This is a genomic window from Phaeobacter inhibens DSM 16374, assembly GCF_000473105.1.
GTDB classification, from domain to species: Bacteria; Pseudomonadota; Alphaproteobacteria; order Rhodobacterales; family Rhodobacteraceae; genus Phaeobacter; species Phaeobacter inhibens.
The window spans coordinates 3,001,406-3,021,890 of record NZ_KI421498.1; the positions used below are offsets into that span (position 1 = coordinate 3,001,406).

General features: G+C 59.2%; 25 protein-coding genes. 14 read left to right on the plus strand and 11 right to left on the minus strand.

All coding sequences use genetic code 11. The features are described 5' to 3' along the window. The first annotated feature begins 9 nt into the window (after nucleotides 1-9). The 4 genes from INHI_RS0118145 (at nucleotide 10) to INHI_RS0118160 (ending at nucleotide 2,369) form a co-directional block, all read left to right on the plus strand. The gene (locus INHI_RS0118145; protein WP_008562443.1) at nucleotides 10-234 is read left to right on the plus strand and encodes a F0F1 ATP synthase subunit C; all 225 of its coding nucleotides are present in this window, start codon (nucleotides 10-12) and stop codon (nucleotides 232-234) included. An 86-nt stretch (nucleotides 235-320) separates the two neighbouring features. Continuing rightward, the gene (locus tag INHI_RS0118150; protein WP_014876090.1) at nucleotides 321-866 is read left to right on the plus strand and encodes a F0F1 ATP synthase subunit B'; all 546 of its coding nucleotides are present in this window, start codon (nucleotides 321-323) and stop codon (nucleotides 864-866) included. A 4-nt stretch (nucleotides 867-870) separates the two neighbouring features. Then, a complete protein-coding gene (locus INHI_RS0118155; RefSeq protein WP_027248517.1) occupies nucleotides 871-1,431 on the plus strand; it encodes a F0F1 ATP synthase subunit B in 561 nt (186 codons plus the stop codon). A gap of 188 nt (nucleotides 1,432-1,619) precedes the next feature. Then, nucleotides 1,620-2,369: an acyltransferase gene (locus tag INHI_RS0118160; protein ID WP_014878865.1), complete on the plus strand. Its 750-nt coding sequence runs from the start codon at nucleotides 1,620-1,622 to the stop codon at nucleotides 2,367-2,369. Nucleotides 2,370-2,405: 36 nt separating this feature from the next. On the opposite strand, the gene INHI_RS0118165 is transcribed toward INHI_RS0118160, so the two are convergent. Next, nucleotides 2,406-3,176, minus strand: coding sequence for a FadR/GntR family transcriptional regulator (locus INHI_RS0118165; protein ID WP_014876087.1), 771 nt, complete (start codon nucleotides 3,174-3,176; stop codon nucleotides 2,406-2,408). A 158-nt stretch (nucleotides 3,177-3,334) separates the two neighbouring features. Here INHI_RS0118165 and INHI_RS0118170 point away from each other — a divergent pair, with 158 nt between their 5' ends. The 4 genes from INHI_RS0118170 to INHI_RS0118185 all read left to right on the plus strand — a co-directional run bounded on the left by INHI_RS0118170 (nucleotide 3,335) and on the right by INHI_RS0118185 (nucleotide 8,232). After that, nucleotides 3,335-3,673 (plus strand): hypothetical protein, encoded by a 339-nt coding sequence (locus INHI_RS0118170; RefSeq protein WP_027248518.1) that lies wholly within the window; start codon nucleotides 3,335-3,337, stop codon nucleotides 3,671-3,673. A 124-nt stretch (nucleotides 3,674-3,797) separates the two neighbouring features. Continuing rightward, a complete protein-coding gene (locus INHI_RS0118175; protein WP_027248519.1) occupies nucleotides 3,798-7,253 on the plus strand; it encodes a chromosome segregation SMC family protein in 3,456 nt (1,151 codons plus the stop codon). Between the two features lie 58 nt (nucleotides 7,254-7,311). Then, complete coding sequence (locus tag INHI_RS0118180; RefSeq protein ID WP_014876085.1) at nucleotides 7,312-7,779, plus strand: YbjN domain-containing protein; 468 nt, start codon at nucleotides 7,312-7,314, stop codon at nucleotides 7,777-7,779. Between the two features lie 63 nt (nucleotides 7,780-7,842). After that, complete coding sequence (locus INHI_RS0118185) at nucleotides 7,843-8,232, plus strand: hypothetical protein (protein WP_027248520.1); 390 nt, start codon at nucleotides 7,843-7,845, stop codon at nucleotides 8,230-8,232. Between the two features lie 40 nt (nucleotides 8,233-8,272). Here INHI_RS0118185 and INHI_RS0118190 read toward each other — a convergent pair whose 3' ends face one another. The 4 genes from INHI_RS0118190 to INHI_RS0118205 form a co-directional block, all read right to left on the minus strand. Beyond that, nucleotides 8,273-9,445: a lytic murein transglycosylase gene (locus INHI_RS0118190; protein ID WP_027248521.1), complete on the minus strand. Its 1,173-nt coding sequence runs from the start codon at nucleotides 9,443-9,445 to the stop codon at nucleotides 8,273-8,275. A gap of 39 nt (nucleotides 9,446-9,484) precedes the next feature. Next, nucleotides 9,485-10,396: an adenosylcobinamide-phosphate synthase CbiB gene (gene cbiB, locus INHI_RS0118195; protein WP_027248522.1), complete on the minus strand. Its 912-nt coding sequence runs from the start codon at nucleotides 10,394-10,396 to the stop codon at nucleotides 9,485-9,487. Beyond that, nucleotides 10,393-11,346: a threonine-phosphate decarboxylase gene (locus INHI_RS0118200; RefSeq protein WP_027248523.1), complete on the minus strand. Its 954-nt coding sequence runs from the start codon at nucleotides 11,344-11,346 to the stop codon at nucleotides 10,393-10,395. The genes cbiB and INHI_RS0118200 overlap by 4 nt, the downstream gene beginning before the upstream one ends. Nucleotides 11,347-11,771: 425 nt before the next feature. Further along, entirely contained in the window at nucleotides 11,772-12,746 is a 975-nt protein-coding gene (locus INHI_RS0118205; protein WP_027248524.1) for a glutathione S-transferase family protein, read from the minus strand. Nucleotides 12,747-13,072: 326 nt separating this feature from the next. On the opposite strand from INHI_RS0118205, the gene INHI_RS0118210 reads away from it, so the two are divergent. Then, nucleotides 13,073-13,435 (plus strand): hypothetical protein, encoded by a 363-nt coding sequence (locus INHI_RS0118210; protein ID WP_014878873.1) that lies wholly within the window; start codon nucleotides 13,073-13,075, stop codon nucleotides 13,433-13,435. Nucleotides 13,436-13,591: 156 nt separating this feature from the next. On the opposite strand, the gene INHI_RS0118215 is transcribed toward INHI_RS0118210, so the two are convergent. After that, a complete protein-coding gene (locus INHI_RS0118215; protein ID WP_014878874.1) occupies nucleotides 13,592-14,764 on the minus strand; it encodes a MalY/PatB family protein in 1,173 nt (390 codons plus the stop codon). A gap of 97 nt (nucleotides 14,765-14,861) precedes the next feature. On the opposite strand from INHI_RS0118215, the gene def (INHI_RS0118220) reads away from it, so the two are divergent. The 5 genes from def (INHI_RS0118220) (at nucleotide 14,862) to INHI_RS0118240 (ending at nucleotide 17,689) form a co-directional block, all read left to right on the plus strand. Continuing rightward, nucleotides 14,862-15,380: a peptide deformylase gene (gene def / locus INHI_RS0118220; protein ID WP_014876077.1), complete on the plus strand. Its 519-nt coding sequence runs from the start codon at nucleotides 14,862-14,864 to the stop codon at nucleotides 15,378-15,380. 81 nt (nucleotides 15,381-15,461) lie between these two features. Next, nucleotides 15,462-15,971 carry a peptide deformylase gene (def, locus tag INHI_RS0118225; protein ID WP_027248525.1) on the plus strand — a complete coding sequence of 170 codons (510 nt, stop codon included), beginning with the start codon at nucleotides 15,462-15,464 and terminating at the stop codon, nucleotides 15,969-15,971. Beyond that, complete coding sequence (gene def, locus INHI_RS0118230; RefSeq protein ID WP_014878876.1) at nucleotides 15,968-16,465, plus strand: peptide deformylase; 498 nt, start codon at nucleotides 15,968-15,970, stop codon at nucleotides 16,463-16,465. The genes def (INHI_RS0118225) and def (INHI_RS0118230) overlap by 4 nt, the downstream gene beginning before the upstream one ends. Nucleotides 16,466-16,534: 69 nt before the next feature. Beyond that, complete coding sequence (gene fmt, locus INHI_RS0118235; protein ID WP_027248526.1) at nucleotides 16,535-17,440, plus strand: methionyl-tRNA formyltransferase; 906 nt, start codon at nucleotides 16,535-16,537, stop codon at nucleotides 17,438-17,440. 12 nt (nucleotides 17,441-17,452) lie between these two features. Beyond that, nucleotides 17,453-17,689 (plus strand): hypothetical protein, encoded by a 237-nt coding sequence (locus tag INHI_RS0118240; RefSeq protein ID WP_014878878.1) that lies wholly within the window; start codon nucleotides 17,453-17,455, stop codon nucleotides 17,687-17,689. A 17-nt stretch (nucleotides 17,690-17,706) separates the two neighbouring features. Here INHI_RS0118240 and INHI_RS0118245 read toward each other — a convergent pair whose 3' ends face one another. The 5 genes from INHI_RS0118245 to INHI_RS0118265 are packed head-to-tail and all read right to left on the minus strand — an operon-like array spanning nucleotide 17,707 to nucleotide 20,449. Beyond that, nucleotides 17,707-18,330, minus strand: a complete 624-nt coding sequence (locus INHI_RS0118245; protein WP_014876072.1) for a trimeric intracellular cation channel family protein — start codon at nucleotides 18,328-18,330, stop codon at nucleotides 17,707-17,709. Then, nucleotides 18,327-18,794: a ribonuclease HI gene (gene rnhA / locus INHI_RS0118250; protein WP_014878879.1), complete on the minus strand. Its 468-nt coding sequence runs from the start codon at nucleotides 18,792-18,794 to the stop codon at nucleotides 18,327-18,329. The genes INHI_RS0118245 and rnhA overlap by 4 nt, the downstream gene beginning before the upstream one ends. After that, nucleotides 18,787-19,386 (minus strand): class I SAM-dependent DNA methyltransferase, encoded by a 600-nt coding sequence (locus INHI_RS0118255; protein ID WP_014878880.1) that lies wholly within the window; start codon nucleotides 19,384-19,386, stop codon nucleotides 18,787-18,789. The genes rnhA and INHI_RS0118255 overlap by 8 nt, the downstream gene beginning before the upstream one ends. Further along, nucleotides 19,383-19,835 (minus strand): DUF3429 domain-containing protein, encoded by a 453-nt coding sequence (locus INHI_RS0118260; protein ID WP_014878881.1) that lies wholly within the window; start codon nucleotides 19,833-19,835, stop codon nucleotides 19,383-19,385. The genes INHI_RS0118255 and INHI_RS0118260 overlap by 4 nt, the downstream gene beginning before the upstream one ends. Continuing rightward, nucleotides 19,832-20,449, minus strand: a complete 618-nt coding sequence (locus INHI_RS0118265; protein ID WP_014878882.1) for a LysE family translocator — start codon at nucleotides 20,447-20,449, stop codon at nucleotides 19,832-19,834. Before INHI_RS0118265 ends, INHI_RS0118260 begins: the two co-directional genes overlap by 4 nt. Between the last annotated feature and the right edge of the window lie 36 nt (nucleotides 20,450-20,485).

The following is a 20,485-nucleotide window of genomic DNA, read 5'->3' on the forward strand; positions in this document are numbered from 1 at the left end:
AGATACACAATGGAAGGCGAACTCGCACACATCGGCGCTGGCCTGGCTGGCATGGGTACTGGTATTGCTGCACTGGGTGTTGGCAACGTTGCTGCTAACTTCCTGGCAGGCGCTCTGCGCAACCCCTCCGCGGCTGCTTCCCAGACCGCAACCCTCTTCATCGGCATCGCATTTGCAGAAGCTCTGGGCATCTTCTCGTTCCTGGTCGCTCTGCTGCTGATGTTCGCCGTCTAAGACCCTTCGGAACCATTTTCCTTACGGCCGGGCGGTGTGGATGACCGCGCCGCCCGGTGTAACGGCAAGTTCCCTAGGAGGACGACATGGCAACTCAGACGCAGGACGCAGGTCACGGTGCCGCAGAGGCCGCCCACGGTTCGGGCGGCATGCCGCAGCTGGACTTTTCGACCTATGCGAACCAGATCTTCTGGCTCGTGGTCACGCTCGTCGTGATCTATTTCATCCTGTCGCGCATCGCGCTGCCCCGCATTGCGGCAGTGTTGGCCGAGCGTCAGGGAACCATTACCAACGACCTCGCCGCGGCTGAAGACCTGAAGGCCAAAGCCGTTGAGGCCGAAACCGCTTATAATCAGGCTCTGGCAGATGCCCGTGCAGAGGCTCAGCGCATTGCTGCTGAAACCCGTGCGGAAATTCAGGCAGATCTGGATGAGGCCATTGCCAAGGCAGACGCACAGATTGCGGCCAAGGCAGCGGAATCAGAAGCCGTCATCGCCGAGATCAAGGCCGGTGCCATCGCCAGTGTCGAAGCCGTCGCTGTTGATACCGCCGCTGAGATCGTCGCCACCTTCGGCGGTAAGGCAGACGAAAAAGCCGTCGCAGCTGCGGTTGCCGACCGGATGAAAGGATAAGAACATGCGCTCTGTACTGGCTCTTGCTCTGACCTTTGGTGCCGCAAGCCCCGCATTTGCGGCGTCCGGCCCATTCCTGTCGATGAGCAACACTGACTTTGTCGTGACGCTCGCATTCCTGCTGTTCGTCGGCATCCTGCTTTATGCGAAAGTACCGGGTCTGCTGGGTGGCCAGCTGGATGCCCGTGCGGAAGGCATCAAAAAGGACCTCGAAGAGGCCCGTGCCCTGCGTGAAGAAGCTCAGACCATTCTGGCATCTTACGAACGCAAGCAGCAGGAAGTTCAGGCGCAGGCCGATCGGATCGTTGCTTCGGCGCGTGAAGATGCTGCAAAAGCAGCTGACCAAGCCAAGGCCGATCTGGAAATCTCGATTGCGCGTCGCATGACCGTTGCCGAGGAACAGATCACAGCGGCGCAGGACACCGCTGTGAAAGAAGTACGCGATCAGGCGATCACCGTTGCAATTGCAGCGGCGGACGCGGTGATCTCGAAACAGATGACAGCGACCGAAGCCAACAAGCTGATTGACGCTGCTATCGCTGACGTGGACGCCAAGCTGCACTAAGTCGCTCTTGCATCGACGCGTTTAAAAAACCCGGCCCAAGTGGCCGGGTTTTTTGTGTCAAACGCGTTGTATGCGATGTCTACGCGGGTTCTTAGTTACCTAAATAGTGGAATGGGCGCGGGCAGAGCGATAGAAGGGGCGCAAGTCCCGGCCTGTTGGTGGGCTTTCGGTTACCAGAGGAGTCACAGATGCGCGCCCATCCCACGGCCATTGTCAGCCCCAAGGCCAAGATCCACCCGAGCGTAGAAATCGGCCCTTTCTCGATCATTCATGGCAATGTTGAGATTGGCGAGGGAACAAGCGTCGGCAGCAATTGTGAGCTGGGCGTCGCAACCCGTCTGGGGGATGGCTCTGCGCTGCGCATCGGGGAGAGGGCGACAATCCGATCCCATAGCGTTTTCTACGAAAGCTCAAGCTTCGGCGATGGTCTGGTGACCGGGCATCGGGTCACAGTGCGTGAACTCACGCAGGCTGGGCGCGGTTTCCAGATCGGCACATTGAGCGATATCCAGGGTCATTGCACTGTTGGCGACTTCGTGCGGTTGCACAGCAATGTACACATTGGGCAAAAGAGTGTCGTGGAAGACTACGTTTGGATTTTTCCCTATGTGGTGCTGACCAATGACCCGCATCCGCCAAGCGAGGTATTGCTGGGCGCGCGGATCAAATCATTTGCTGTGATTGCCACAATGACCACCGTTCTGCCGGGGGTCACTGTCGGGGAAGGGGCACTGGTCGGGGCATGCAGCGCCGTCACCAAAGACGTCGCAGATCATCGAATTGCGGTTGGTAATCCGGCTATTGACCGGGGAGATGCCAATCGAGTCCGCCTGAAAGATGGCACCGACCGGGCGGCCTACCCCTGGAAGTCTCATTTTCACCGAGGATATCCCGAGGCTGTTGTCGCCGAGTGGATGGCGTCATTGCCCAAATCGTGATGAGATCACAGTCCATCTAAGCTAGCGGATGGGTGCTCAGGTCTTGCCGGTTTCATGCTGCAGACGTTGCTTGGCCACTTCAGCATTGCGCAGGGCGCGCTGATGGTCGGTGAGGGCCTGCTTCACATAGTCCAGATGGGTTTCAACAGCGGCACGCGCTGCCGAAGGGTCGCGGGCCTGCAGCGCGGCGTTGATCGCGCTGTGCTGAGCCAGCAGGGCGTCGCGTGTGGTGTGCTGCTGAAACATGACGCGACGATTATAAAAAACACCTTCGCGCAACAGCTCAAACATTGAGCGCATCATATGCAGCATGACCACATTGTGGCTCGCATCCATGATTGCAGAATGGAACTGGGCATCCAGCGCTGCGGCCTCTTCTGACGTGGCAGGATCACCGGCCTGCTCCATCTTCTCGAAAATCGTCTGAATCACTTCGAGATCATAGTCGGATCCGTATTTGGCAGCGCGCTCGGCGGCTAGCCCTTCCATATCTCTGCGAAAGCTGAGGTAGTCGAAAACCGCCTCATCATGGCTTGCAAACAACTGCACCAAGGCCGGTGAAAACGCGGAGCCAAGCACATCGGCGACAAACACTCCTGCGCCAGCCCGCGAGACCAGCAGGCCGCGGTCCTGCAATTCGGCCAGCGCATCCCGCAAGGAGGGTCGTGAAACGCCCAGACGCTCCGCCAACTCCCGCTCGGCAGGGAGCCGTTCACCGGGGGTGAGGATTCCGCGCAGGATGAACTGCTCGATCTGGCGCACCACAGACGCAGAGAGTTTTTCGGGCTGTACTTTTTGAAAGGGCATGCTGTCAGTCTTTTGGATGCGCGATTGGTCAAAACATATGACCACGGGGCCAAGGCCATCGCAAGAGGATGTGCGCCCAATCAGCAGACAGCGCGCCTATTCCATGCTAGGTCGAAGGAACGAGCGAAGACCCAGTCTCATTCGGCGCAGGGATACAGATGCGTGATTTTATCAGGCGAGCGGTTCCATTCCGCTCTATTTTTATGTTCCTTCTTGCTGTTCCGCTTGCAGCCTGCGATACGGCAAGCCCGCATTTCCGTGGTCAAGCGGTGCAGCGGATCACGGTGGAGGGCAGCGTATTTGAGGTGCGCCTGCGCGGGTCGCTCGCGGAGGCGGTGCGTGTCAATTCGCAATATGCGCCGCGCCTTGGCCCAATCAGGAAACGCGCGCAGCGCGCTATGGAATTGGCAAGCGGTTGTCCGGTGCGCGATGTCTTGGGCGATCAGGCTGTCCTCGTCGGGCGGTTGAACTGCGGGAGCGGCGAAGCCGCGAAATAACGAGTTATCCACAATATATGGTGGCGATATGACGCTGACTCGGCGGATTTGGGGGGGCAGCCACATTGACAGTGGTGTAACAAACCCATGACACTTACATCCCAATGAATCACAGGATATCGGCTTGCGCTTCTCGAAACTCAGACTGAACGGCTTCAAGAGCTTTGTGGACCCAACGGATCTGCTGATCGCGGATGGCCTGACAGGGGTTGTTGGCCCAAATGGCTGTGGCAAGTCCAACCTTCTTGAGGCGCTGCGCTGGGTGATGGGCGAAAATCGCCCAAAGGCGATGCGTGGCGGCGGCATGGAGGACGTGATCTTCGCTGGCACCAGCTCCAGGCCAGCCCGTAATTTTGCCGAGGTCAGCCTGCAGATCGACAATAGTGAGCGGCTGGCCCCATCTGGTTTCAATGAGAGCGACAATCTTGAAATCCTGCGCCGTATCACCCGCGATGTCGGCAGCGCCTACAAAACCAACGGTAAGGACGTGCGCGCGCGCGATGTACAGATGCTGTTTGCCGATGCCTCAACTGGTGCGCATTCTCCAGCTTTGGTTCGGCAGGGGCAAATTGCCGAGTTGATTAATGCCAAGCCGAAAGCACGGCGGCGTATTCTGGAAGAGGCGGCAGGTATCTCTGGCCTGTACCAGCGGCGGCACGAGGCCGAGCTGAAGCTGAAGAACACCGAACAGAACCTGTTGCGCGTCGATGATGTGATTGAACAGCTCGCGGCACAACTCTCGCAGCTGGCCCGTCAGGCACGCCATGCACAGCGGTATCGCGATATCGGTGAACAGCTGCGCCGGGCCGAGGGCATGTTGCTCTACCGTCGATGGCGGGAGGCGGATGACGCGCGGCTGGAAGCTGAAGATATCCTTCGGACCCGCGAGACACAGGCGGCCAAAGCAGAGGCGTTGGCCCGTGTTGCCGATGGCAAGCGGCTGGAGGCTGAGAGTGCGCTGCCGCCCCTGCGCGAGGAAGAGGCAATTGCCGCCGCCGTCCTGCAACGACTGTTTGTCCAGCGCGACGCGTTGAGTGATCAGGAGGCGCAGGCGCGCCAGACCATCGAAACGCTGACCAACCGCGTGGCACAGTTGGGCCGCGACATTGAGCGCGAAAGCGGGCTGAACCGAGATGCCGGCGAAACGATTGAACGGCTGGACTGGGAACAGCGTGAGTTGGCGCGGGCTGCTATCGGTCACGATGATCGCATGGCTGAGGCCGCAGAGCGTTCGCGAGAAGCGGGATCGGTGCTTCAGGCCCGCGAGGAACATCTGACGAGCCTGACAGAAGATGTCGCGCGGCTTGCGGCACGTCATCAATCAGCGCAGCGTCAGGTCGAAGATTGCCGCCGTGCTTTGCTCCGTGCCGAGGAGGAAGGGGGGGCTTCCCGCGACGCGATGGTTGAGGCTGGCGATACGCTGGCCCAGGCAGAGGCAGCGTTTGAGGCGGCGATTGAGGCTGAAGAGGAAGCGCGCGCCGCGGCTGAACTCGCCGATGAGGCGCTCGCCGCGGCAGATGAAGCGCGCAACGATACCCAATCGCGTGAGGCCGAGGCCCGTGCGCGCCGCTCCGAAGCGGAGGGCGAATTGGGTGCACTGCGGGCGGAGGTGACAGCGCTTGCGAAGCTCGTGGAACGCGATACCGCCGAGGGTGGCCATGTTCTGGACGAGATGCGCGTCGCAGCGGGATATGAGAAGGCGCTTGGTGCTGCTCTTGCCGATGACCTGCGCGCCCCTCTGGCGGAGGTTGATGGCCCTAGCGGTTGGGTCACCTTGCCGCCATATGACGGCGATGCGCCGCTGCCAGCGGGTGCGGTACCGCTCTCCCTGCATGTCAGTAGCCCCGATGCGCTGCATCGTCGGATTTCTCAGGTTGGTCTCGTCGATGCTGATGCCGCGCGTGACCTGCATTCGCGGTTGATGCCTGGGCAGCGTCTGGTCACCCTTGAAGGGGATTTGTGGCGCTGGGATGGGTTCCGGGCCTGGGCTGAGGATGCGCCAAGCGCGGCTGCGTTGCGGCTGGAGCAAATGAACCGCCTTGAAGTGCTGAAACAGGACATGGAGCACGTGGGCGCGCGTGCAGATGGAGCTAAGGCTGCGCATGAAGTTCTTATGCGCAAGCTGGCAGAGGTTACCACCGCAGATCAGACCGCGCGTCAGGCGCGCCGGGTTGCTGATCAACGCGTTGCGGATGCGGCGCGCGCGCTGAGCCGGGCTGAAAGTCATCGCAATCTGTCCGAAGGCAAGCTGGAAACCCTCAGCATCGCGGTTGCCCGGCACGATGAGGATGCTGCCGCTGCGCAGGCACATCTGACGGAAGCGGAAGCCGCTGTCGAAGGATTGGAGGATCTCGCTGAGGCGCGTGCCAAGGTCGAGGATATAAAACAGGCGGTGGAAGCTGCACGGATCACGATGCTGACCCATCGGTCGACCCAGGATGAGCTGCGGCGTGAAGGAGAGGCCCGCACTGCGCGTGGGCAGCAGGTCACCAAGGATCTCTCGGGGTGGCGTCACCGGCTGGAGAGTGCGGACAGGCGGATCGCTGAGCTGACAGAGCGCCGTGCCGCGACCGAGGAAGAGCTGCAAGAGGCACATCAGGTCCCTGCCGAAATTGCGGAGACCCACGAGGAACTAAACCTTGCCATTGAAGAAGCTGAAGCGCGTAAGGCAGTTGCCTCCGATGCGCTGATTGGTGCTGAAACTGTTCTGCGCGACGCCGTTCAAAACGAACGTGAATGCGCGCGACTGGCCTCTGAAGCGCGTGAAGCACGGGCCCGGTCTGAGGCGCGTTGCGACGCAGCCCGCGAAGCCGTAGGTCATGCCGAAGCGCGTATTCGCGAAGAACAACAGACAGTGCCTGACGCTCTGTTGGCCAGCCTTGATGCGACGCCTGAAGACATGCCGAACGCGGAGGAACTGGAAGCAGAGGTCAACCGTCACAAGCGCCAGCGCGACGCGCTGGGAGCGGTCAACCTGCGCGCAGAAGAAGACGCGCGCACGGTTCAGGATGAGCATGATCAATTGGTGCGCGAGAAGGCTGATCTGGAAGAAGCCGTCAAGACGCTGCGGTCGGGCATCGCCAGCCTCAACCGCGAGGGTCGCGAACGGTTGCTGACCGCGTTTGAGGAGGTGAATGCGAGCTTTACCATGCTGTTCACTCATCTCTTCGGCGGCGGGGAGGCCAATCTTGTCATGGTCGAAAGTGATGATCCGTTGGATGCCGGGCTTGAGATCATGTGTCAGCCGCCGGGCAAGAAACTCTCGACGTTGTCACTGCTGTCTGGGGGCGAACAGACATTGACCGCAATGGCCCTGATCTTTGCGGTGTTTCTGTCGAACCCGGCCCCGATCTGTGTGCTGGATGAGGTGGATGCGCCGCTGGATGATGCCAATGTCACCCGTTTCTGCGATTTGCTGGACGAGATGTGCCGCCAGACCGACACGCGCTTTCTGATTATCACGCACCACGCGGTGACGATGGCGCGGATGGATCGGCTGTTCGGGGTTACCATGCAGGAAAAAGGCGTCAGTCAACTGGTGTCTGTGGATCTCAAGAAAGCTGAGGCGTTGGTCGCCTGACCCCTTGTTCCAACGCGGTGCAGGTTTTATCCTCGGCGGGCCAATGACAGGATTTACAATGAAATTTCTTTCTCTACTGACTGCCGCTGCCCTGTTCGTCCTGCCGGGCCTTGGGCATGCTGAAAACATTCTGGCCAAGGATGCGACCACGCTTGCGCGTTTCTTTGAAACTGAAGGTGTTGAATTCGAGGTCACGACCGACGATGTCGGAGACCCGAAGCTGAAAGTCGACTACTACGGCAATGATTTTTCGATCTACTTCTATGGTTGCGAAAACAATAAGAACTGTGATGCGATCCAGTTCTTCTCCGGCTACCAGACAGATGGTGGCGTCCGTGTGGTCAAGATCAATGAATGGAACACCGAAAACCGGTTTGGTCGGGCCTATATTTCCGACGAAGGGGCCGCTCGGGTGGAACTGGATGTGTATCTGGGGGACACCGGCATGAACCCCGATGATTTTGCCGAGCTGCTCGGCTACTGGTCACGGATCGTTCAGGAATTCGAAGAATTCATCAACTGGTGATCACATCTGCCCTGTCACTGAAATGTGAGACGGGGCCGGGGAAAATACCGCTAAGCTGGCAGCATGAAACATCTCATGCTGCTGGCTTTTTTTGTGCTTATCGGATCGTTTCCGGTGCCAAGCGACGTACTGGCGCAAGATGGCGCTATGTGGGTGGATGATCAGCCCTATGATGAAGAGGCGCTTGCGGCGTTGCCGGGGCAGTCCTTTGTTTTTTATGATGATGGTGAGGCACTATTCGGGGACGACGGAGCCTATTCCTACACCTATTCAGCTGCAAACGGCGGTGGCACTGCATGGGGAAACTACCGTGTTGCCCAAGATGGTCGGGTATGTGTGACTTTCGTCAACGGCATGTCCCGTTGCGATCAATATGTGACCAACCGGGATCGTACTGTGGTCATTACCTCAGGCGGGCAAAGGTTTCCGGTACGATTATCGCATCTCCCCTGAGACGCGGCGCGGCGCCCCGGGGGCGATCTGCCAAAACAGGTCAGAGACGGGACAACAGCGCCGGTGTTGGCCAAGCGTCGGCGGGGAGGCCAAGGCGCTTTTGTTCTTTTTGCACCGCCACGCGCGTCTTGGCACCCAGGATGCCATCGACATCACCCACGTCATGACCGCGCGCCTTTAGTTTGCGCTGCAATTGCTCCATTTGCTTCGCTGCAAGGCCGGTGTCGGGGGTACCTGCATTATAAGCCGCAGAGCCCGACAGCCGGGTCGCAAAATAAGCGGCAGTCAGCACATAGGTGAAGCTCTGGTTCCATTCGAAATAGACATCGAAATTGGGGTAGGCGAGGAAGGCAGGCCCCTTATGCCCCTGCGGCAGGATCAGCGCGGCCTTGGTGCCGCGATCCGCCAGTCGGCCATCGCGGGGGCTTATGCCCAGTGCTTGCCAGTCAGCGACCGTCTTCTTGTGGTGGACACCACTGAGGCTCAGGTCCAGATTGGCCGGGATTGTCACTTCCTGCAACCAGGGTTCATTTGGGCGCCACCCCAAATGAGAGAGCATCTTGGCGCCGGACATCAATGCATCGGGGGCGGATGTCTTGAGGCTGACATGGCCGTCCCCGTCGGCATCAACACCGTTTTCGAGAATGTCGCCCGGTAGCATTTGAACCATGCCGATTTCACCGGCCCAGGCACCGGTGGTGCGGCGTGGATCGAAGTTGTCCTGACGGAACAGTTCCAGTGCGGCAAAGACCTGGGGGCGGAACAATTCGGGTCGACGACAATCATGCGCCAGGGTCACCAGTGCATTCAACGTGTTGAAATTTCCCTGCACGGCGCCGTAATCGGTTTCAAAGGCCCAGAACGCCAGCAAAACGCTGCGATCAATGCCATAGGTCGTCTCTATCCTGCGGAATGTGGCGTCGTACTTGCGCGACATCGCCTGGCCACGGTCCAGCCGACTCTTGGATATCAGCCGCCGCGAAAACTCGATAAAGGGTTTCTGGAACACGCCCTGCGCGCGGTCAGCCTTTAACACTGCCGGATCTTGGCGCACATTCTCAAAGAAACGATTGACCGTGGCGCTGTCATAGCCCCCCGTCAGCGCCTCCTCCTTCATGAGCTGAACGAAATTGCGAAACCCGCCACCACATTGCGCATGGGCCTGAAGCGGGAGCAGAAATGAGACAAGGGCGAGAATGCTGGGGCGCAACACAGGTGGCGTGTCCTTTTGAGAGGTGTTGCCCCTTGTTAGCTATAACAGCACGGCAATGGCAACCGTTAGCGCAAGTCCGAAGGCCCAAGAGGCCCATAGAAGGTGTATGCTGCGCATGATGCTGTGGGCGCTGGCGCTCTTGGAGCCGCTGGCGTTGACCCAAGCGAACTCCTGCAGTTTCCCATCATAAGACCGCGGGCCGGCGAGTGCGATCCGCAACGCACGCGCCATAGCGGCCTCGGGCCAGCCGGCGTTCGGGGAGCGGTGGCGGCGGGCATCCTGTGTAATGTCAGACCAGCTGCGCAATACCAGGCCAACGATGGCAATCATCAGTGCGGACAGGCGTGCCGGGATCAGGTTCAGCACATCGTCCAACCGGGCCGACGCCCAGCCGAAATTCTTGTGGCGCGGTGTCTTATAGCCAATCATGCTGTCCGCTGTGTTGGTGATCTTGTAGATCATCAAACCCGGTAAGCCGCCAATTAGAAACCAGAACGCAGGGGCGACCACGCCGTCCGAAAAATTCTCTGCCCCGCTTTCGATAGCAGAACGCGCAATCTGCGGCGTGGTCATGCCGGTGGTATCACGGCTGACAATCATTGAAACTGCTTCACGGCCTTCTGTCAGATCAAGGCGCAGACCATCGGCAACGGCCTCGACATGGTCGCAAAGCGACCGCTGTGCCAGCAAGATGGCGGCGACCAGGATTTGAACCAAAGGGCCGAACAGTGTCAGCAGCCAGCCAAGCCAGCCCGCTGACACAACCAGAAGCGCAATGGCCAGCACGCCACGCGCCTTCCGCTGTTTCCCGGTATTCAGCGTCTGATCGACGAGAGACACGGCGCGGCCCATCAATACCGCAGGATGTGGCAGCCGTGACCAGAGCCAACGCGGTTCGCCGAAAATGGCATCGAGCAGCAGCGCCGGTATCAACAAGGCGGCAGTGGTCACAGAGCGGCCTCAAGTCGTGCCCAGCCTTCACCCGTTGGCAGACCAAGCCGCAGATAGGTTTCGGAGTATGGGAAAATACGGGTCCAGATTTGAGCACGGGCGAGCCGGACCTGCCAGGCAGCGGCGTCGTCAACTTCATAAAGGCGGAACAGATCGGTGCCGCCGACCAGTTTCGCTCCCTTTCTGGTCACCATCTCGTCCAGACGTTTTGCGTCCTGCTGCAAGCGCGCCCGCGTGGTATCTGCCCAATCAGGATCTCGCAGGGCCTGGGCGCCGATGCGCAAGGCGGGCCCCGAGACGGCCCACGGTCCTTGCCAGGCTGCGAGGTTGCCGATCAAGCAGGGATCTCCAATAGCAAACCCTAGCCGCAATCCAGCGAGGCCCCAGAACTTGCCAAAACTCTTGAGGATAACGACGCCGGGACGAGCGGCCAAATGCATTAGGCTGTCTGCGGGACAGACATCACAGAAGCTCTCATCAATGACGACCAGCGGGGCCTGCACATCTTCGGCACTCCAGCGGCGGCCATCAGGATTGTTCGGATGAACCAGCACGCAGGCTTCGGCCGGGCCCGCAGTGACAGTCTGCCACCCGCGCGCGGCGAAGGCTGCGGCGTGCTCATTGTAGGTTGGTGGTGTTATCTGAACCCACCGGGGATCGGCCAAGGCCGGAATGGCGGCAATCAGAGCTGAAGCACCCGGGGCTGCCAAAACCGCAGCCTCTTGCGGAACGTTCCAGAAGTGACGCGCGGCTGTCACCAAATCGGTCATTGCCGCCTGATCGGGGAGGGCGCCCCAATCCGCTGCGGTCAAATCAGGCATAGGATAGGGAACAGGATTGATCCCGGTCGAGATATCGACCCAGTCGCTGGCTACACCACCATATTCAGAAATCGCGGCGCTGAGGTTGCCGCCGTGGTCCCGTTTGGGGACCTCTGTCAGATCCAGCATGCCTGTCATTTTGGGCCTTAACAAATGAACCAGAACCGAGGGCCAGAAAATATGCCGACCCAATACCGCCGTATGGAACAGCAATTGCGAGAAAGCAACCATAGCGTCTCGGGATCAACAACTCACTAATATCGGGGAGTCTCGTGCTGTTGAATCATCTTATGGGTGTATTTTGAAGTGGAGGATTTGGGTATCTTACTAGGTCCGCAGTATTTCTAAGGCGAAATTGTATTGGATCCGGTTGATATTTCGGCCCTGTCGATTCCCGCGCTGGGAACGGCAAGCCAGCACCGTCAAACCAGCTCTCGTAGGGCTTTAGAGGACAATCACGTCGGGCCGGTCGAATTGTTGCGGTGCATATGGCGTACCACGAATGCCCGACCGAGGGCGGATTGTCCGCTCCCAGTTGATGAGCGGCCCAATTTCTAACCGCGACCGTGCGGTGCCATCCAGTCGATGCGCGGGTTGGTTGGGATGATCCGATGAGGATTGATGGTATCATGACTGTAGTGATAGTGGCGCACGATATGGTCCATCCCAACGGTGTCCGAAACACCCGGCCATTGATAAAGCGCGCGCGTATAGGCCCAAAGATGCGGATAATCGATCAAGCGTCTGCGGTTACACTTGAAATGCAGGTAGTAGACAGAATCGAAGCGGACCAATGTGGTGAACAACCGCCAGTCTGCCTCAGTCAGCTTGTCACCCAGCAGGAATCGGTGCTCTGACAGGATGTCTTCCAGCCAGTCCAATGTGTCGAACAATGGGTCGATCGCCGCATCATACGCTTCCTGTGTGGTGGCAAACCCGCATTTGTAAACACCGTTGTTCAAGGTCGAATATACCCGGTTGTTCACGGCTTCAATCGGCTCCCGCAGCTCCTCCGGCCAATAGTCCTCAAGGTTGCCGGTGATCTCGTCAAAGGCGCTATTGAACATACGGATGATGTCGGCACTTTCGTTTGAGACGATGGTATTTCCCTTTTTATCCCAAAGGATTGGAACCGTGACCCGGCCAGAGTATTGCGGGTCGGCACGGGTGTATATCTGATGCACATGGTCATAACCGAACAGGTGGTCCCCGGTGGCGCCATGATCGTCCTTGGCGAGGCTCCAGCCCTTGTCCAGCATGTCCGGGTGCACAACGGATACGGTGATATGATCGGTTAGCGCTTTTAGCTGGCGGAAGATGAGTGTGCGATGAGCCCAGGGGCAGGCCAGCGAGACATAGAGATGGTAGCGTCCGCTTTCGGCGGGAAAGCCACCGTTGCCAGACGCCCCTGCCTGTCCATCTTTGGTGACCCAGTTGCGAAACTGGGCTTGCGAGCGTTTGAACGCGCCACCGGATGATGCGGTATCGTACCATTTGTCGTGCCAGACGCCATCAATCAAGAGGCCCATCGAATACTCCTATGCGCTGTGAATACATGCTGTCTGCTGTGTAACCTAGGCGGCGCAGACGCCTACGCCCATGGCCGTCGGCGCGCAGCTTCCCTGCGTCTACGCACAGGTGGCTGGTACGCGACGTATCGGGGTGCCATTGGTTTTGCTCTGGCGCATCTAAAGTGGTGCTGTGGGCAAGGTGTGGAAATGATTCAAAAAGTTCACTTGATTTTATCCTTTGCGCGTTCACACTTGTGAGGAACAGGGCAAAACGCCCGCCTGCTCTGGCAACCAGTCGCGCAGCGGTTGATGTCAGAGTGGTATCAGATCGAAAGGTCACTGCCATGACGACATTTGTTCCCCAATCGGTACAGGACGCGCTGGATGCTGCACGGCTGGATGGTATGAAAAACAAGAGCCGCCTGCGCGTGGCTACGGATGATCATGTCTTTCCCGTGCTGCGCATGTGGAAAGATGGATTTTCGGTAGAGGCGGCAGATGCGCCGCAGCTGCGCGGGCTGGTCGACCTCTACGATGGAACCCGTCATTTGTCGCAATGTCTGATCGTGGCATCAGATGAAGACGCGGGTGAAATGCGCTATGAATTCAAGCGTGCGACGCTGGCGGCGGATCAGGCACCACTGGATTTTTACCGCGCACCTGATACGCCTGTTGCACTGATCGCACAGGACGATATGCGGCTGTAAGCATGGTTAGATCTTGGCGCTGACCCAACATGCCAAATGAACCAGAAAGCCAATTTGAAAGGGGACCAAGAATAAGTGGTCCCCTTTTTTTGTTGCGTTTCTGCCCGGTGTTTTTTGGTCTGGCTTGAAATCGGGCTGTTGTCGGTCGCGACGCTGCTATTGCAGGTCGGAGAAGGCGTTGCGCAGCCGATCGCAGGCCTCTTCCACCCGCGCGCGTTGGGTGCCGAGGTTGAAGCGCAGGAAATTTTCGCCGCCAGTGCCAAAGCTCGGGCCGTGATTGGCTGCAATCTTGGCGCCCTGTTCTACCCGCGCCGTAAATTCCTCGCGGCTCATACCGGTGCCAGAGAAATCGACCCAGGCGAGATAGGTTGCCTCCAGCCTGGTGGAGTGCAGGCCCGGGATCTCATTCACCGCAGCATCAAAGAGCTGGCGATTGCCATCGAGATAGGGCACCAGCTCATCCACCCATGCGGCACCTTCGGGAGAATAAGCCGCCGCCGTAGCCCATTGGCCGGGGGAATTCGGCGATAGCGCCAACGCCATCATTCGGCGGGAAAATTTCGCCCGCAGCTCTGGGTCCGGAATGATGACCTGACCGGTGTGCATGCCGGCAAAATTGAACGTTTTGGACGGGGCGGTCAGCATGAGCAGACGATCGGTGATGTCCGGGGCTGCGTTCTGCATCGGGATATGGGTAGCGCCGTCGAAGACCAAATCGTGATGGATTTCGTCCGACAGCAGGATCAGATCGTGCCGCTTGGCGAAGTCGGCAACGCCGCGCAGCTCTTCCTCGGTCCATACTCGGCCAACCGGATTATGCGGCGAGCAGAGGATGACCATTTTCTCCGCGCCGGTCATCTGCGCGTCATAAGTGGAGAAGTCCATCTCATACCGTCCGTCATTGACGGCGAGTTCACATTCAACCACTTCACGCCCGGCGTTGCGGATGACCTTGGCAAAGGCGTGATAGACGGGTGTGAACAATACGATCCCATCACCCTGTTGGGTGAAGGTGTCGAGACACATGCCGACACCATTGACCAGCCCTGTTGTGGTGAAAATCGCCTCCGGATCGACCGACCATCCGTGGCGGTTTTGCATCCACCAGCAGATTGCGGATTTATAGGGGCTGTCGCAATTCACATATCCATAGACCCCGTGGTCTGCCATCTCGCGCATTTTGTCGGTCACCACCGAGGGAACTGCGAAATCCATATCCGCAACCCACATCGACAGGCCCTCGTCGCGTGGCACGTTGTAGAGATCCTCCATCATGTCCCACTTGATGCAATGTGTGTTCCGGCGATCAATGATCTTGTCAAAATTCATGTCTGAACTCCCGTTGTTCCCGGGCGAAGCTAACGGCAATCCAGCCGCGTGCAAGGGGGGCGTTGCAGGGCGCGCGTCAATGGCCTAAATCAGCGGCATGAAACGTCCGATCCTGATCCACCCTGATCCCCGCCTCAAGAAGGTTTGTGCAGCCGTGCCGGATATGTCCGATGCGTTGCGTACGCTGGCCGATGACATGTTGGAAACCATGTATGCCGCGCCGGGTATCGGGCTTGCTGCGCCGCAGATCGGGGTGTTGGACCGGCTGATCGTGCTCGATTGCGTCAAGGAAGAGGACGGCCCGGCGCGCCCTTTGGTGATGTTCAACCCTGAAGTTGTGGCGTCCTCGGACGAGACGAACGTCTATGAGGAAGGCTGCCTGTCGATTCCCGACCAATATGCCGAGGTGACCCGCCCCAAGGTGGTTGAGGTCGAATGGATGGACCGGGACGGCAATGCACAGCGGGAGACATTCGACGGGCTCTGGGCCACATGTGTCCAGCATGAGATCGATCATCTGAATGGCAAGCTGTTCATCGACTACCTGAAACCGCTGAAGCGGCAGATGATCACCCGGAAGATGCAGAAACTGAAACGTGAGCGTGGCCGCGGCTGACAGCGGGGCGGCACGGCACGAATGCTGGCCTCAGGCCAAGGGTGTGGGTGTGGGTGTTTGTGCCCATGAGAGGTGGACAATATGGCGGTTCTTCCCATCAGGGCCTGGCCTGATCCGGTGCTGAGCACCCCGGCAAAACCGATTGCTACACCGCGAGACGTCGAAACGCTTGCCCGCGATATGCTGGAAACAATGTATGCCGCGCCGGGGCGTGGGTTGGCCGCACCACAGGTCGGCGTATTGGCACGACTGTTCGTGATGGATACCACCTGGAAAGAAGGCACGCGTGACCCTCTGGTCTGCGTCAACCCGGACATCGTTGCGCTGTCGGCAGAGACGGCCACAATGTCCGAGGGCTGTCTTTCGATCAAAGGTGTCAATCTTGAGGTTACGCGCCCGGCCTGGGTCGATCTGGCCTGGAGCGATTTGCATGGGGTTCGTCATCAACGCCGGTTTGAGGGGTTCGCCGCAGCCTGCGTACAACATGAATATGATCACCTTGAGGGGCGCGTGACCTTTGACAGGGTGTCCCCTGCGGCGCGTGCTGCTGCCGTCGCCACCGATGAAACTTATCTGGAGACAACCCGATGACCGTGCGCCCCTGCCTGCCCTGGCCTGACAAATATCTGCGCAGCCGCGCCGAGGAGGTCAGCGAAATCACTGACGAAACGCTGACCCTCTGGCAGGACATGATCGATACAATGGAGGCGATGCCCGGTGTCGGGCTGGCCGCTAACCAGATCGGTGTCTTGCAGCGGCTTGCGGTGGTTGATGGTTCCAGCGAGCGGGGGCGTGCAGTCCGTCTGGCCAATCCTGAAATTCTGCATGCGTCGGTCGCGCTGCGCGAGCATGAGGAAGCCAGTCCGAACCTGCCCGGTGTCTCGGCCAAGATCAAACGCCCCCGTGCGGTGACTGTGCGTTACATGGATGAAACCGGTGCAACGGTTGAGCGGGATTTCGTTGGGATTGAAGCCACCAGCGTGCAACACCAGATCGACCACCTGAACGGCAAGATGTATTTCGACAAGCTGTCGAAGGTGAAGCGCGATATGTTAATCCGCAAGGCAAAGAAGCTGAGCGGCTGAAAATCAATCGGGGTTTCCCCAAGTTAGAGCCTGTTTCGGATGGGCAAACTCAGAGTGAAGGGGCGACAGATGCGTATTGTGTTTATGGGGACACCTGATTTCTCTGTCCCGGTGCTAGATGCGTTGGTTGAGGCGGGGCATGATATTGCTGCCGTTTATTGTCAGCCACCTCGCCCAGCGGGGCGCGGCAAGAAGGACCGACCCACGCCGGTTCACGCCCGGGCGGAGGCGCTGGGGCTTGAGGTGCGCCACCCGGTCAGCCTGAAGGATGCGCAGCAACAGGTCGAGTTTGCAGCGCTGAACGCCGATGTGGCGGTTGTGGTTGCCTACGGTTTGATCCTGCCGCAGGCTGTTCTGGACGCGCCGCGCCAAGGGTGCCTCAACATTCACGCAAGCCTCTTGCCGCGCTGGCGTGGCGCGGCACCGATCCACCGTGCGATCATGGCGGGGGATGCACAGACCGGGGTCTGTATCATGCAGATGGAAGCTGGGTTGGATACGGGGCCAGTTCTGATGCGCGAGGCGACAGGTATCGGCGCAGAGGAAACCACTGCTCAGCTTCACGACCGCTTGTCTGAAATGGGAGCTGAGTTGATCGTGCAGGCGCTGACACAATTGACGAATCTAACACCAGTGGTGCAGCCGGACGATGGCGTGACCTACGCCCACAAGATCGACAAGGCGGAGGCCCGCGTGGATTGGACACGCCCAGCGGTTGAGGTTGATCAGCAGATCCGTGGGCTGTCCCCATTTCCCGGTGCCTGGTGCGAGATTGACGGCCAGCGCGTGAAGCTTCTGGCGTCACGTGTTGTCGATGGTGCCGGGGTTGCGGGCAGGGTTCTGGATGACAGCCTGCGCATTGCCTGCGGTGAGGGCGCGGTTGAACTGCTGAGGTTGCAGCGTGCGGGCAAGGGTGCGCAGGAGCGAGAGATCTTTTTGCGCGGCTTTCCTATTGCTGCTGGCACAGACCTTTAAAGGGGACGGGCGATGTTTCTAGCTCTTTTCGGCAGCGTAGTGATCGCCGGCATTGTCGGCTACCTAGCGGAGAAAACCGGCTTCACCCAGAACGGTTATCTGTCTTCCATCATCATCTGTGTGGGCGGCGCGTTTCTGTTCCATTTCGCAGTGATTATGTTCGGAATCGGATTTCGGGCGCCGGGGTGGAACGCCATCGCAGCCTCGATCGGTGCGCTGATCATTGTGCCGTTTCATTGGCGGCGCTAGGGGGCTGAGATACGGGATCAACTGCGCGGCGGGCGTGAGCGATAGACCGGCAGATGCCAGCCAAACGTGATTGAGCCTGCCCGCAGAACCCAACAGACCACTGCACAGGCCACCAGTGCCCAGCGGTTCGGCAGGCCAAAGGCGATGCTGACGACAGCGGTGATCGCCCCCGCCATCGCACAGGAAATATAAAGCTCCCCCTGCTTCAGAACCAGCGGGACCTCATTGCAGACGACATCCCGCATGAGCCCACCCAACGTGCCCGTTGCCATACCCATCAGCACCACGATCACGGGGGGTTGACCTGTCAGAATGGCCGCACCAGTGCCGGCAGACACCGCAACTGCCAGCGCAAAACTGTCAAGCCAGACAATCCAGCGCAACCGGCTCTCCACCAGATGGGCGGTGAAAAATACCAGCACCGCAGCAGCGGCCGCTAGCAGGATATTGGTGGAATCCCCGATCCAGAACACCGGATGCCGATCCAGAAGTAGATCCCTGACCGTGCCCCCGCCAACGGCCGTCAAACAGGCCACGAAGGCAAACCCGACAATATCAAGCTGCGCCCGACTGGCCACCAGCGCGCCAGAGGCGGCAAAGACCAGAACGGAGGCGTAGTCCAGAAGGGTGAGGATGGTCATGCTTTGGCTTTGCCGGGTTTGAAGGGGGCCATTCCAGCTCGGGCCAGCTCATCAGCACGTTCATTTTCAGGATGCCCGGCATGCCCTTTGACCCATTCCCACGTCACGGTGTGACGGCGCTGTGCCTCGTCCAGACGCTGCCAGAGTTCGACATTTTTGACGGGCTTCTTCGACGCGGTTTTCCAACCGTTGCGTTTCCATCCGTGAATCCAGCCCGTGACGCCGTTCTTTACATATGCGGAATCGGTGACAACCGTCAGCGTGGACGGTCTCGCAAGGTTTTCGAGGGCATTGATTGCGGCCAGAAGTTCCATACGGTTGTTGGTGGTTTCGGCCTCGCCGCCGCTCAGTTCCTTTTCTTTGACGATGGTCTCACCATCCATTGCCCGCAGCAACACACCCCAACCGCCGGGGCCGGGATTACCAGAACACGCACCATCGGTGTAGGCGAATAGCTCAGCCATGACAGGCCACCGAAATCCAGCGTGCCATTGACCCATCTAAGCCGACGCTTTCGCCTGTGGTACTGTTGGTGGGTGTGAAACCGGCTGAGCGCAGCAGATCCTTCAATTCGTTGTCCTCATAATAGGTGTAGAGCCGCCCAAGGGCGTCCCGGGCCTCGCCCTTACCGAGCTTCAGCGCAATGTAAAAGGGGCCACCTGACCGTAATGCTTGCCGGATGGCGCGCAAATGGCGGGGGAAGTCGGCACGCGAGGCATGCAGCAGGCTGAAATTGGCCCAGACACCATCGTAGATGTCGATGCCGGTGAGCTCATCAAAGCTGGCAAGCTGGGTCTGAACCCCGGAGAGCTGGTCCGCCAGCGCGATCATTTCAGCCGAAGCATCCATGGCAAGAGGGCGTAGACCGGCGGATGCCATAACTGCGCTGGACGTGCCTGGACCACAGCCCAGATCCAACACCTGACCACCGGGCGGGCAGGCGGCGATGAATTCCTCAAGCCGCGGATCCTGCCGCAAGTGGATCTCGTTGCGGTCCGCATAATCCGACGCCTTGCGGTTGTAGATTTCCAGAGTCGTGCGGTCTGGTTCACTCATAGGTACACGCCTACGGCCAGGCTGGCGATCACGATAGATGTGAGCAGCAGTCGCAGCTGCATCCACCAGGATGGAGTTAGGCGCCATGCGGAGAAGGCATAGTCCAGCAGCAACAGCCCGGCGAAACCGTAGATCAGGTTGATGCCTGCGCTGGTTGGGCCACCGCCTGTCATAAAGAACGCCCAGAGTGCTGGCAGCACTGACAACGTGTAGCCCGTTGTGGCCCGCATTCCCGATGTCTTGGTCGCGAATCCCCACAGCACGCCGGACATGAAGCTGAGGATAACGGAGCCGTAGAACAGCTGCACATAGGGGCCGACAAACCGCGGACCCAGATGACCTGCGCCCCAGATCTGTAAGGACGAGAACTGCGTTGACAGCGCACCCCATACAAACGGTATCACGCCAGCGAGACCCAGGATCAGTGGTGCGGGTGGTATCCGGCTCATGCGCGTTCCATCGCCAGTCGTGCGGCCAAAGCAGTAAATAGCCCGGCAAAGCTGCGATTGAGCCATTTCACCACGGTGTCGGATCCCAGGATCAGAGTGCGCGCTTGGGCCGCGAACAGGCCATAGAGAACAAACACCGCAAAGGTCATAGCCATGAAGATCAGCCCAAGGATAATCATTTCCTGCGTTGCGGTCTCGGGCGTGCCTGAGAGGAAGGGGGGCAGAAGAGCCAGGAAAAACACGGAGAGCTTTGGGTTGAGAATGTTGATCATAGCCCCGCGCTTGGCAATTTTCGCGCCCCGGTCTCGCGCGGTGGGCGCATTGGACAGCGACAGGGCACCATCCGTTTTCAGCATCTGCCACGCAAGATAAAGAAGATAGAGAACGCCCGCGATCTTCACGGCCTGAAACAACAGTGCAGAGGTGTGCAGAACTGCAGCCAACCCCAATGTGGCGGCCGCCAGATGAGGCAGGATGCCAAAGGTGCAGCCGACTGCGGCCCAGATTGCGGCTCTCCGTCCCTGACCAAGGCCAAGCGCCAGCGTGTACAGCACCCCTGTTCCCGGTGCGAGGACAACGACAAATGCGGTGATCAGAAATTGCAGTGAAATCAATTGATCAGCTCCTTCGGCAGACAATGTGGCGCTGGC